Annotated in this window: 15 protein-coding genes; all 15 read right to left on the minus strand. The window is 61.9% G+C overall.

Going from position 1 to position 12739, the window contains the following annotated elements:
• Positions 1-18: 18 nt before the first annotated feature.
• Positions 19-4788: a peptidoglycan DD-metalloendopeptidase family protein gene (locus tag LDN70_RS04115; RefSeq protein ID WP_223941826.1), complete on the minus strand. Its 4770-nt coding sequence runs from the start codon at positions 4786-4788 to the stop codon at positions 19-21.
• A gap of 20 nt (positions 4789-4808) precedes the next feature.
• A complete protein-coding gene (locus tag LDN70_RS04120) occupies positions 4809-5192 on the minus strand; it encodes a hypothetical protein (protein ID WP_223941827.1) in 384 nt (127 codons plus the stop codon).
• A gap of 53 nt (positions 5193-5245) precedes the next feature.
• Positions 5246-5584 (minus strand): hypothetical protein, encoded by a 339-nt coding sequence (locus LDN70_RS04125; protein WP_223941828.1) that lies wholly within the window; start codon positions 5582-5584, stop codon positions 5246-5248.
• Between the two features lie 31 nt (positions 5585-5615).
• On the minus strand, positions 5616-5789 hold the full coding sequence (locus LDN70_RS04130; RefSeq protein ID WP_223941829.1) for a hypothetical protein: 174 nt from the start codon (positions 5787-5789) through the stop codon (positions 5616-5618).
• Between the two features lie 84 nt (positions 5790-5873).
• Positions 5874-6542 carry a hypothetical protein gene (locus LDN70_RS04135; RefSeq protein WP_223941830.1) on the minus strand — a complete coding sequence of 223 codons (669 nt, stop codon included), beginning with the start codon at positions 6540-6542 and terminating at the stop codon, positions 5874-5876.
• Between the two features lie 53 nt (positions 6543-6595).
• A complete protein-coding gene (locus tag LDN70_RS04140; RefSeq protein ID WP_223941831.1) occupies positions 6596-7003 on the minus strand; it encodes a hypothetical protein in 408 nt (135 codons plus the stop codon).
• Positions 7000-7278 (minus strand): hypothetical protein, encoded by a 279-nt coding sequence (locus tag LDN70_RS04145; protein WP_223941832.1) that lies wholly within the window; start codon positions 7276-7278, stop codon positions 7000-7002. Before LDN70_RS04145 ends, LDN70_RS04140 begins: the two co-directional genes overlap by 4 nt.
• Positions 7275-7601 carry a hypothetical protein gene (locus tag LDN70_RS04150; RefSeq protein WP_223941833.1) on the minus strand — a complete coding sequence of 109 codons (327 nt, stop codon included), beginning with the start codon at positions 7599-7601 and terminating at the stop codon, positions 7275-7277. The genes LDN70_RS04145 and LDN70_RS04150 overlap by 4 nt, the downstream gene beginning before the upstream one ends.
• A 10-nt stretch (positions 7602-7611) precedes the next feature.
• Entirely contained in the window at positions 7612-8007 is a 396-nt protein-coding gene (locus LDN70_RS04155; protein WP_223941834.1) for a phage Gp19/Gp15/Gp42 family protein, read from the minus strand.
• Between the two features lie 2 nt (positions 8008-8009).
• A complete protein-coding gene (locus LDN70_RS04160; protein ID WP_223941835.1) occupies positions 8010-8351 on the minus strand; it encodes a hypothetical protein in 342 nt (113 codons plus the stop codon).
• Between the two features lie 63 nt (positions 8352-8414).
• On the minus strand, positions 8415-9434 hold the full coding sequence (locus tag LDN70_RS04165; RefSeq protein ID WP_223941836.1) for a major capsid protein: 1020 nt from the start codon (positions 9432-9434) through the stop codon (positions 8415-8417).
• A gap of 16 nt (positions 9435-9450) precedes the next feature.
• On the minus strand, positions 9451-9837 hold the full coding sequence (locus LDN70_RS04170; RefSeq protein ID WP_223941837.1) for a hypothetical protein: 387 nt from the start codon (positions 9835-9837) through the stop codon (positions 9451-9453).
• A gap of 12 nt (positions 9838-9849) precedes the next feature.
• Entirely contained in the window at positions 9850-10482 is a 633-nt protein-coding gene (locus LDN70_RS04175) for a hypothetical protein (protein ID WP_223941838.1), read from the minus strand.
• Between the two features lie 69 nt (positions 10483-10551).
• The gene (locus tag LDN70_RS04180) at positions 10552-11295 is read right to left on the minus strand and encodes a VG15 protein (protein ID WP_223941839.1); all 744 of its coding nucleotides are present in this window, start codon (positions 11293-11295) and stop codon (positions 10552-10554) included.
• Positions 11296-11297: 2 nt separating this feature from the next.
• Positions 11298-12728 (minus strand): hypothetical protein, encoded by a 1431-nt coding sequence (locus LDN70_RS04185; RefSeq protein ID WP_223941840.1) that lies wholly within the window; start codon positions 12726-12728, stop codon positions 11298-11300.
• Positions 12729-12739 lie beyond the last annotated feature (11 nt).

Raw genomic sequence — 12739 nt, forward strand, 5'->3', positions numbered from 1 at the left:
TGATGCCCATTGAGCTCCTTAGCGGTGAACCGCCAGCGCGTCACGCTGCGATGTTTCGATGAGTCGGACTGCTTCGTGCTCGTCACGGACGTGCAACTGCCCGATCTGGACAGCCGGACGGTCATGACCTCGCCTTGTCGCGAGGCTGTACATCGCTTCCCATTGCTTCGGGTTGAGGATGTATTCCGGCTGCCGGGTACGGTTGACCACCTGCGACAACCCAGGAGGCAGAATGCCGCCCTGATCGTGCAGGTAAGGCAGCCCAGTCGAGCCGATACCGTCGTCCTTGCCACCTTGACCAGTAACGAATGCGACGGCGCCGTCCAGGATCTTCTTGCCAGCACCGATGGCCATGTCCGCGAACATGCCATCATCCGGGAATGCCTTCTTGAACTGGTCCACAAGGCCGTCCACGATTCCGGCGATCGGGTTCCAACCTGCGGAACCTGCCTCGCCGCCGCCGTCCAAATACTCGGCCGGGTTCACGTAGCTCGGCCACCCACCGTTCATCACCATGTAGTGCAGGTGATTGCCGGTGGAGTTACCTGTGGAACCGACCTCGCCGATCTTCGATCCGCCGGTGACCATCTGGCCCAGCTTCACGGCGAACTTGGAAAGGTGCGCGTACCACGTTTGCAACCCGTTCGGGTGGTCGATGTGGATCTCGTTGCCGCCGCCGTAGGAGGACCATCCAGCAGAAGACACACGGCCCGGACCGGCAGCACGGATGGGAGTACCACCCGCAGCTGCGAAGTCGATGCCGTTGTGCCCGCTGTGGAAGGGCTGAGATACGACACTGCCTGGCAGAGGGTGAATCAGGCCGCCCTTAGCTCGGCCCGGGTGGAATCCCGATGCCATGAGCTGTCGAACGGCGCCGACGCCCTTATTGCCTGCGGCGTTGAGCATGTCAATGAACCCTCGACCGGCGCCGCGAACGACCTCCGGAACGAGCACACCCTCACCGGGCCGCATAGGGGTAAGCACGGTGTCCCGCTTGCGCGCTTCGTACCCCGGCAACACGCCACCCCTAGAGAAACCCGGGGGCAGGGAGACTCGAGGCAGCTCCGCCAAACCAAGGGACTTACCGATGGTGTTCAGCCCGTTGATCAGGCCATCGTTGATGACCGTATCGACTACGAACTTGACCGGGTCCTTCGCGATATCCTGCAGCTTCTCCCAAGCGGTCTTTATGAAACCGACCCCGTCTTCAAAGGCTTTCGGGATCGTTTTCGTTATGAAATCGCCAAGGACGTCGAAAACTGGCTTGATGACGTTTTCCCAGACCCATTTGATTACCGCGCCGATAGCATCGAACTGAGGCTTGATGACGTTCTCGTAGAGCCAGACGAAGGCCGGTCCGAGGACGTTGTTCAGCACCCAAACGAGGCCGTCAAAAATCGGTTTGATGATGACCGTCCACCAAGCCGAAATCAGCGCTCCGATAAATCCGAACACCGGCTTGATGACTTTTTCGTAAAGCCAGACGAACGCTGGCGCTATGACTTTCTCGATCACGGCACCGAGCAGCTGGAAAATGTAGCTCGTCGCCGTCCACCAGGCGCCGACGACGAGGCTGATCCCCTCGAAAACGGGGCGAATGATATTTTCGTAGAGCCACGTAAAAACGGCTCCGACGACGGCGAAGACCTGCTGAATTATTGGCATCGCCGTGTTCTGGAACCAGTCGACCACCGCGGCTACGGCGACCTGTATGGCGGCCCACACGTTCTGTACGATCTGCTGCCCCAGCTCGGTTTGGGTGAAGAACCAAACCAGACCAGCGACGACGAGCCCGATGGCGGTGATGATCCACATGCCGGGGAACGCCTTGATGCTGTTGTTCCAAAGCCACTGCGCAGCGGTAACGATTTTTGTTGCCGTCGCCCAGCCGGCCATGGCGATTCGCTGAATATTGCCCGCGGCCGTTAATGCAGCCGAAGCCGCACGCGTAGCCACGAAGGCGCCAATCAGGAGGCCAAGAACAGCAGGACTGCCAGCGATGGCCACCAGCAGCGGATCGAACACAGACAGCAGGGTGGCGACACTTGAAGCGAAGAAGGAGAAGACCTGAATCAGGCTTGGCCCGACTTTCTCCGTGATCGGCGCAAGGGCCGAAAGGAAGGCTCCGAAGGCTCCGGTCAGTCCAGGGAGCAGCGGAACAATTTCCCCTACCCCGCGCTGCACGGCCTCCATGAAGATCTTCAGCCCGGCCCCGAACTCAGGGTTCGACAAAGCCGTGAACACGCCACCAGTGAAGGTGCCCGCGATCTCGCCACCCAGCCGCAAGAAGTCAGCAAAGGCCGTGGCCCCGTTCTTGAACGCTTCACCGATGGGACCCAGCGCCGCCAGGAGGCCTTGCGAACCAGCCTCCGCGCCAGCGAATATCGTTGACATGGTCGTCTGGAAAACAGGGCCCTGCATGACCGTCTCGATATTGCGGAGTGCCGCTGCCATGCCGCTCAGAGTCGATACGGCGCCGCCGGTTTCAGCCGCTTGATTCAGTGCAGAGAAAATTCCGGCCACCGAACCACCGATGGACCAGAGATCCTTGAATCCCTGAATTCCGTTGTCGATCCACGTAGCGAGCCGACCGTCAGCAGCGGCTGCCTGAATGAAGTCATTGAAGCGTGTAGCGATGTCAGCGATCGCCGTAGCGAGGCGCGGCATGTAATCCATGCCGACCTGGCCGAGGGTCACGAATGAGGTCACTACAGGCTCAATTGCCCGGTTCAGGATGGTCGTGCTTGTAGCCACACCCATCAGCAGGGATTCGAGCACTCCGCCGTCGAGCGAAGTTTCGAGGGCCCGCATGAAGATCTGCGCTCCGGAACCCAGTGCAGACGCGATCGCGCCTACGCCAGTTGCCAGCTGGGGCATCACAGAACCAGCCAGAGAAAGCAGAGGTGCGGCGAACCCCGTGAAGAAGTTCTCCTGCGCGATCCTCCGGATCTGCCCAAGCTGTTCCTTGACGGCCAGCAGGGCCCGTGCGGACTCTTGCGCTGCAGGGGTGAGCTTGCCCATCGCATCGGCCGACTTTTGGCCGGACTGCGATGCCGTGTCGGCCTGCTGCATCTGAACCCGTTCTAGGTTCCGGTGAGCCTGCTCCACGGCGCGGGCAGCATCTACCTGCGACTTCTGCGCCTGCTCAGTTGCGTCCTGAATGGCGAGCTGCGCGTCAGCGATCCGCTTGGCGCCGTCCTGCTCCTGCTTGAGGACTTCTGCTTGAGCTTCCTTACGGGCTTCGATGGCGTCTGTCTGCGCTTGCCGGGCGTCAGCCAGGCGCTGCTCAGCGTCAAGGACCTTCTCGTTACTGGCCTGTGCTTCCTCCTGCGCCTTGACTTGCTCGTCACGAAGATCCAGCACAGCGCGCTTGGCGTCCTCATCAGCCGCCATCGACTTCGCAACGTTGTTCTCCAACTGCGCGAGAACAGCATCCGAGGACTTCGGGTTGCTGGCAGCTTTGTCGTACGCTTCGATCGCGCGCTGGTGAGCCAATGCCGTGTCAGTTGCTTTGAGGTTGGCAGCCTCGAGAGATCGGCCGACAGTTTCGACCTTCTTGGCTGCATCCTCACGCGCCTTGACCAGATCGCGCTGGGCTTCGATGACATCGCGGGCAGCTTTCGCCTCGTCCCGCTCGGCCATTTCCACTGCCTTCGCGGCGGCCTTCTGTGCTTCGGCAGCTGCCAGCGTGACTTCCTGCAGGCTGCGCTTGGCATCCGAGACGCGACGTGCAGCCTGCACCTGGGCATCAGCAGCGTTTTCCTCCGCCACGGTGATGGCCTGCATGGCGTCCTCAACAGCCATGGCAGCCAGGCGCGGATTCGCGGTAGAGACGCTGCTCGCGCCTTCCAGAGCTGTCTTCAGCGCTTCGCCCACGCCAGAGAACGCGGACACGAGCACGCCAGCACCGGCACCGATGGCCATAAGGCCGGCCGGCACGAGTGCCGCCACACCAGCGAGAGAACTGAGGGATGCTGCGAACGTGATGACGTTGCCGGACGCGCCCAGCACGGCGGCACCGACAGCGCCAGCGGCAGGAGTGATGGCAGAGAGCCCGCCAACGACGCCAATAAATGCTTGTGTGAATGCCCGGCCGCCGCGGGTACCTTCCCGTGCGACGTCCTGCGCCATCTTGGACAGGTCCACGCGGATCCGGTCAGAGTCGCGCCGGATACCCGTGACAAGGTTGCCAAGCGGGCTTCCCTTGAATGCGCTAGTCAGCCTGGCGGCCAACGTGTTGGCGCTGCGGCCGGTGCGCTCGGATTCCTCCGTCACCCGCTTGAGATGGGTTTCGAGTTCAACCGATGCTGCAGAGGACTTGCTCTGCGCGTCACCAAGGTTCAGCGTTGCTTTGGCCAGGGCATGCTCAGCGACTTCACGACGGTCCGTTGCGTCAGCTGCGCGGTGCCGGATGACGCTCAGCTTCTCTTCCGCAGCAGCGATCTGAGACGCCTTAGCGTTCCCGTTGTCGCGGACTTCCTGAAGCTTGAGCTCCGCCACGCGCAGCTCGCCAAGAGCCTTGGACTCGGTCGCCGAGGCGGCGGCCAGTTTCGCCTTGGAAGCCGAGAGGCTGGTTTCAGCCTGAGTGGCAGCCTTGGTCAGGCGTGACACCTCAGCTTCAAGCCCTGCAGTTTCCGCCGAGAATCCGGCCGCCATTCCGGCACCCATGTCCTTGCCAGCAGCGCGTCCGGCCTTCGTGAACAACGGGCCTACGCGCTTGGCGACTTCCCGCTGCACCCCTGTGAAAATCGGCTTCACAAGCACTTCCGCGATACCGATTACGGACATGGGATACCTCGAATCTCTATTCAGATGTCTGTGGCGTCAAAGCCGAACTGGCCTATAAAGTCCTCAGTCCATTGCCTGTCAAGGTCCGCTAGGGCCCGGTCAATCTCAGTTCGTGGTCCGGGGAATGGGGCCTCTTCGGAAGGCTTGCCGCCGGCCACCGCTATGGATGTTTGGCGCAGGCTCTTGACCGCGTGAAGGATTTCCCGGAGAAGATGTGCGTTCAGGTCAAACTCGGAAACGCGAGGCGCCCACTCGCCCTTGGGCTTCGGCTGCGAGGCGATGTGTTGCGCGTACTCTTTGTCGTTGACTATTGCCTCGTTGAGCCTGCAAGCGCTGGGCAGCATGTCGATCAGGTCGAGCAATGCCACCCAGCGCCCGTTGGCGTACCACTCCGCAAGATCCACGCCGGGATACTCATGTGCGAGATCGGCGCGGATCTGCGGGCGGAAACGCTCTATCAGCCCTCGGAGGCGTTGCCTTCCCCCGCGGTGCCGTAAATGTCCTCGTAGTACCGGACCGCTCGGCGCATCACGGTTGAGAGTTCGATGACCGAGAGCTTCTCAGCCTTCAGCGCATCGGCGTCCTCGAGCGACAGCCACGTACGGATGACCTTCCAGTTCGTGGCGTTCTGGTTGAGGCGGCCGAAGATGCTCTCCGCTTCCGAAGACTCCATCGCGTAGAGGTCCGGGAAGGTGATGACCTTCGAGTTCGACAGGCCTACCTTGAGGACCTCGGCCTTGACGATTTCCTTACGGACGCCGGCAATTGAAAACTGGATGTTCGGTGAATCAGTCATTTCTTGTTACCTCCGGGTGGTGGTGGTTGGTTTACTTGGCAGGCTTGGGGGAAGGTGCAGGCGTCTCGACGCGTGCGGCATCCGTTTCACGGACGGCAGCGGTGCGCGCCTTCTGTTCGGTGAAGCCCTCGGCACGCAACCGGGCGGCTTCGCCAGGCACGGACGTCTCGACGGCCAGACCCTCTTTGTTGGTAAATCGGGGCATGTCTCGCTCCTAAGATCACGGGTGGGAAAGGTTTGAAGCGAGCCGCGCCATCACCACCCGGAAAGATGGCGCGGCCCGCGGTCATTACGGGGTTTCCGGCGTGAAACCCGTGACGGTCTTGTGCTTCACAGCACCCGCACCGCCCATGTAGTGCCGGACCGGCGCGCCGATCTCGGTGTCAGTGAAGACGTCGAGGGTGACCGGGGCCGTTACCGGGTCACTGGAGCCCCACGTCTGGGAGTCGGTGGAAGCGAGCTTGACGATCCCGTAGCCGCGGCCAAGGATCCAGTTCTCAGCGGCGGGACCGTCGGAGCCGATGATCAGCAGACGGTATTCCTGACCAACGGGGAGCTCGGGTTCGTCAAAGACAACCTCGCCGGTCGTCGCGTCCTGCGTGGTCGCGGTCAGGTCCGTGCCGTAGGTGAGTTCCAGCATGTGCCGGCGGCCGGTCTCCAACGGGGTGAAGGTGATGGAGCGGGCGACCTCGGTAACGTCCGAGCGTGCGGGCCCGGCGTAACCGAACGCGCTCACATCTTCCTTGGACACGTCACGGCCGAAGTTGTAGCCGTCAGGCGTGACCATACCGACGGGCAGCCAACCGGCCACCTTGAGGTCGATCAATGCACCAACACCCGTAAAGAGCGAATCGGGCAGATCGACGGTCGTGGGAGCCAGGAAAGCAACAGCCTTCTGAATCTTCCGAATAAGCGCGCGCTCGTCAGCATCCTGGCGGATAGTGTCAAAAGTTGGCATGGCAAATAACCCCTTTCAAGGGCTCAGGTTTTTGGTGAATCCCCATCGGGGGTCTAGTTGATGGGCCTTGAAGTGATCAGCAGGGTTGCCAAGGCCCGATTCAGGGTGTCCGACTGATATGGCACGTCATCGGGGGTGCCGTCGCAGGTGATGCTGTCGAAATATCCGGAAGGAGTTTCGATGTCTTCGCCGCAAACGAGCGCCACGATCGACTCGAGGACGTTAACGGCTTGCTCGCCGGGCGCGTACACCTCAACCGTTCGACGCTCGACCCTGTCGATGTAACCCTGAGTACCGCCGCTGCCGTAGATGTGGGCGATGGGGAACGGGCCCTGCAGAGATCCGCGCTCATCCGCCTGCAGGTGGTAGAAGGCCAGGACGGTTGCGCCGTCGTGGACGCTCCCATCAATCAGGTCGAAAAGGCCAGCCTTTGAATCAGGAAAAACGAGGGCATCGCTCATTTACGCCTCACCTTCATGGCCGCCGCGACGCGTAGAAGAACGCCGTCACGCCAGTCACGCCAGTGAGCTTCAGACTCGCGAACCACAGCGCCTGCGCGCCTTTCGTTGGCCCAGCCTGCCGTAACCGTCGTACTCTCCGCCTCATAGGTGGAGTCGCCAACGGCGTTCGCATTGCCGGCCATGCGCTTGGCCGCTTCCAGCGTTGCCGCGCCCATCTCCGGAGACTGCGCGAGCTTGCGGAGGCCGAAGTCGTCAGCTTTGTACTTGACGGTCATCCAGCCTCCAACCCAACCTCGACACCGAGCGGCCATTCCTTGGGGCGGCCGTCAACGGACCAGTCACCCGCCATGCGAGCACCAGCGGGAACCCGGATGCGGTCAGTCGTTCGGAACCGGAATTCGGGATCAGGATCCCGGTAGAGATACACCTCGGAATCCGCGACATCCGAATTGTCAACGGGATCATTCATCAGCCGAGGACCAATCAAACAGTCCTTGATCGGAATCTCCTCATCCGGCCGCGGGTTCCCCTTCGGGTCGCGGCCGCCATTCCGAAGAACAACGACGTCCACCCGCCAGGACTTCGGGAATCTCTTCACGATGCCCATCTCAGCCTCCCGGGTGAATCGTCCAAGCCTTGGCCTTCGGTCGGGACCTGCCCAGAAGCCGCTTATCAGCAGCTGTCAGGTACAGGGCATCGTCAGGGTTCGCTATCTTGCCGCCCATGGTGAACGGGCCGGCCCCTACTTGGAACGACTCCGTACCAGCCGGCGGCGCGTTCTCGTCGCGAGGTTCCAAAGCACGCTTGACCATGCGGCAAACAACGAGCTTCGGAACATCGCTGTCGAGCGAGCCTCCAGCGATCCGGGCATCAAGGTCGGGGTACAGGCCGCGAACTTCAACGGAAGCTTCGTGAAGCTTCTGCTGAGCTTCCGATTCATCCTCAGCAGGGAGCGCCGACCAGTGCTCTTTCAGGTCCTCAAGGGACGCGTAGTCGGCAGCCATAGCTACTGCTTCCGCGGACGGCCGCGACGTGCGGGAGCCGGAGCCGTGAAGTCGGGAGCGTCATCGGACGCCTTCGAGGCTTCATCAGCAGCATCGGATGCGTCGCCGCTGTCACCAGCGCCGGCGTCCTCCGAGTCGCCATCAGCCTTTCCCTCATCACCAGCAGGCGCGTCAGACGCACCAGTGAAGTCAGAAGCGTCAGCGGACACGTCTTTCGCTTCAGGTTCGAGGACATGGTCCCCAACCAGATCGATCGCCCACTCGGGAACGTCATCGCCGGGCCCAAAGTTCGCAGGCTGATATTCGGGGTTCATGAGAGCGACGTGCGTAGAGAATTTCGGCATTGTCGATCCTTTCGCTCAAGTATGGGATGGGGCGCAACCGGAGCCGCGCCCCATCAGTTGGTGCTAGAGGACCTTGGCCGCCAGCGAGAGGTTGGCATTGGCCAGCACCGGCAGAGCGATGGCGTCAGACTCGACGGTCGCAATGTGCGGGATCGAGGTCGCCTTGTGAGCTCCCACGACCACGCCAGGCTGCTCGACGTCGGCCAGCTCGTAGTCCGACTCCTGCGAGGTCAGGGTCTGACCCCAGAAGGTGCCACCCAGTTCGGAGTCGCCTTCCATCGGGTTGACCGGGGCCGGAAGCAAGAGCAGCTTGTCGTCAGACAGCACGCGACCGCCCGAGGTCCGGCGGTCATAGACCGTGACCGGAGGGACGTCTGCGGCGATGAGGTAATCGCGGACCTCGCTGGCGATCGCCGGACGCGAAGCTCCGCCAACCAACGTGGTCTTGAACTGGTCGCCCGCCGCCAGAGCGGTCATGACGCGGCCAGAGGTAACAATCGCTCCCGGAGCCTGACCATCATTAGTCGCCTTGTAGGTGGCGATCAGCGTCTGGAGGTAAGTCAGTCGGTCCACGGAAGACGTGGTCCACAGCTGAGCGGCTGTCAGGGTGTGGCCTGCGGTGCGACCGAAGTCGTCATCGAAGATCACGTTGCCCTGGTTGACGGTGGCCTTGCCGGTTTCCAGTACAGTGCCACGAAGGCGCTCGATGCGGTCCGCGATGGCCTTGGCAACATTCTTGGCCTCCTTGAGGATGCTATTGCGCAGCACCTCATCAGACGCATTACGCGCGCGCAGCTGGTCATACTCGGAGATGATGCGCTTCTGACCGAGGGGCAGCATCTCCAGCGTGACGCGCTGACCGCTGACGCCACCGGCGATCTCCGGCTCCGCGTCGAAAGCGCGGAAGGACGCTTCAGCGACGAGGCCAGCCTGGCCCTTCACGAAACGAACAGTGATGTCGTTCACGAATGTGTTGGGCAGCCATGGGGCGAGGGAGGCCTGGTTTACTTCCAGATCCTCAAGGGCCGTGCGGACGTAGCCGGTCAGCTCGGCGGGAGTGATGAGATCAATCCAAAGTGCCATGAGTCATCCCCCTTTCTTAGACGAAGACGATGGTGGTAGCGGAAAGCTTTGCCGCGGCGGCGGGCTTCGTGAATGCGATCGGCAGGTTCGCGGTCTTGACGCGGCCGTGATCGAAGAGCGGCACCGGGAAGTCAGACGTGCCGACAACCTTCTGGTCCGTGAGTACGAAGCCTGCGAGGATGCCGGCGCCAGTCACGGTGCCCTCGGTGGCGACGTAGGGGACCAGCAGGTCATCGACTTCAGCGACGGCCGTTCCGGACGGGATGTAGCCGTCCGGGTAGTGGGTGTTGGCAGTGAAGGCGGAGATGTCCAGCATGGCGGTCCGTGCGTTGTTGATCGCGTGTTCGGAACCGACCCAGGACATGTTGCCGCTGCCGAAAGATTCGGTAGTCAGACGAGGCATGGTGAGCCCTTTCTAGGAGGTTTTCTTGTGTTTCTGCTCGTATAGCTCACGGCCAGCCGCGAGCGAGCCTCCTGCAGCGTTTCCGCCGCCGGAGCGGTTGCCCGATGGGGGCACCGGATCATTCTTTGGAGCTTTTCCCTCAGCTGCCGCGGCAAGCTCTGCAATGGCCTTTGCCGACTCGGCGTAGCTGTTCGCGTCCGTGCCGTACACGAGGTGCTGGTATTTCTTGGGCACGGAGTGCTCAGCGATTGCGACCAGGCGGGCGTTGGTCTTCTCCAGCTCTGTGGCTCGCTCAGCGTTGGCCTTCGCTTCACGTTGCGCCTTCTCGATGTCGGACAGTTTGGCTGCCTCGATGTCATCAAGATCCTTCTGGAGCTTGGCGGCTTTCGCTGCTTCCGCATCAGCTCGTGCACGCTCCGCCTTGAGTGCTTTCAAACCCTCGGCACGCAGAGGTTCGTCGTCATCTCCGGCCGGGTCGCCCGGCGTAGGATCTGTGACTGGCGCAGGCGGCGGGGGAGTCTGCGGATCCGCATCGGGATTGACTCGCATAACGGCGTCACCGAACTGTGCCCGGCGGTACGCGAACAGGGCCGTCAGGCCGCCCGGAGCGGTGATGTCAATGCCGTGGGGGAATGGTTTGCTCAAGGGAAATGCTCCTTCGTGAATGCCGCATCGCACGGCGAATAACCCTGCCCGCGTCGCACGGAAGGGAACTTAGTGGGAGTGGACTCCGTCAGTGACGAAGTTCGGGAACTCGCGGCGCATGGCAGCAGCGATGTCCTTCATGTCCGGGGAGCCAGCAGAGTCGCGGGCTACTTGATACATGTCGTAGAAGTCATCCGGCAGGTAGCCCGGCGGGTAGTCGTCGCCGGCGCGCAGCGGAACAGCCTGGCAATCGCAGTCGCCGTGGTATTCCTCGCCGTCCTCGCGAATCGTGGCGGAGGACTCGGAGAAGTAGACGGCGTCCCGGGACGCGAGGATGAGGCACCACGAGCATGTGGTGGCACCAGTTGGAACCCGCGCCCAGGCGACGCCTTCACGGTCGGCATTCCACGCAACCGTGTTTCGCCCGAACTGCTTGACGTATTTGTCACTGGCCATCGACATGCCTGAGAGTGCTGATTCAGGGTTCGGGGTCCACAGCTTCCCAGCAAAGAACCGGACCGTGTCCTCAACCTGCTTTGCAACAACCGCCGGCGTCGGAGGCAGGGCAGCTGCAAACCGGCCCGTCTCACCAGCCTCAGCCAGCAGATCGTCGTACCACTCCATAGCGAGAGCGGCAGCAATCTGCCCATACTCGGCCACCAGAACAGGGACGAACTCCAACAAGGCATCGCGAGCGGCTTCAGGACGGGACATGTTCAACGTCGCGAAGAACGCTGACAACTCATTGGTTGCCAGCTTCGACAACCCGGAGCTCGCCGCACGGAAGGCCTCGATGGACTCGCGCGCGACCACGGCTAGGCGTCCTGCGTCTCGCCAGGCTGACTGAACACCGGTGTAGCCGAGGACCTAGCCGCAGCTACCAAGGCGCTGAGCTTATTGCCCGCTTCCTTCTTAGCCCGGTGGTTGTTCATGCGCTCGATTTGCCGTTTCTCCAAACCGTAGACCTCCATAGCCACCTCGGGGTCGCCGTCCGGGAAGGTCTGTGTGAACTTCAAACCGGCGTCAGCCTGAGCAGCCTTCGACGTCGTACCCGGATCCATGAAGTGCGCGGACAGGCCCCGAAGCTCTGCTTCCATGGCAGGCGTCCATTCGCCGTACCTCACAGCCAAGACGTTCCGGGCCAAGTCGACACGGGACATGCCGATGCTTGGCAACTCGGCCTCAACGACCGATACGAGGTCTGCTTCGTTCGCCCGGATGGCGTCAGCCGATGATGGATTGTCATGGATGATGCCGAGATAGCCCACGGGGATGGACGTTTCGCTAGACACCATCAAGCCGATGCCCTTGAGCATCTCGCCGTGCGGCTGGAAAGTCGCCTGCGACAACTGCTGCAGAGTCGGCTTGACCAGATCGCCAGTTTCCTCATCTCGCGTGTTGGGGAGTGCCCACACGCCGCCGATCAATGCATCAAGAGGCGAAATGCGCTTACCGTCCGCGTCAAGGAAGTGCTCTTCCTCGGCGCCCAGCAGGGCCCGTTGAGGTGCGCCGTAGAACTCGGCGTTGACCTCTTGCCGCAACATCGTGCGCACAGCCATGTCCGTGAAGCCCATCAGAGGGCGTGTGATGCGGGAGTACCCAAAGGGCCGCTCGAGTGAACGCCCCCAAACGTAAGGGGTGCAGGTGACACGATTCGGCACACCAACGTAGACCTTCGTAACGAGCCACTCGTTCTTGAGGTACTGAAGCCTCAAAGTCTCGCCCGGCAGGTAAAGAAGGGCTTCCCACCGGCCAACCAACTCCAAAGCCTGAGTGACACGGTTCGTTCGGGTGTCAATTTCCGCCGTTGCTTCCAGCGCGGTCCGAGCGGCCACGATGATCTCAGGCTCGCCAGCGGCTTCATCGCCAGGTGTCACAAAAACGAATGACACCGAATGCTGAAGAGAAGCCTCGATTGCCATGCGCTCGACGGCAGCAAAATAGTTCTCGCCAAAAATCTCTTCAAGCTCGCTGAGCATCTTGGACTGGCGAGGGAGGGTGAAGCCGTCCGGCCGAACCCTGCGGGACGGAACCTTCACGGCCTTGTTCGGCCAGCCCAGAACGACAGCGAAGTCCCTCATATGCGGAGGGATCGAAAACCCGATCTTGTCCAGCCGCTTCTTCGAATCGTTGTACGACGTCCGCAGCTGGTTCCGGTCGCGCTTCTTACGGATCAGGCGGAGCATGCGCTGAAACGTAAGAGACTCCGACTCTGTCAGGGGGCGGGCTACGTCAAGTGAAGCCAAGCAGGCCACCT

This window comes from Arthrobacter sp. StoSoilB22, assembly GCF_019977315.1.
Taxonomy (GTDB): Bacteria; Actinomycetota; Actinomycetes; order Actinomycetales; family Micrococcaceae; genus Arthrobacter.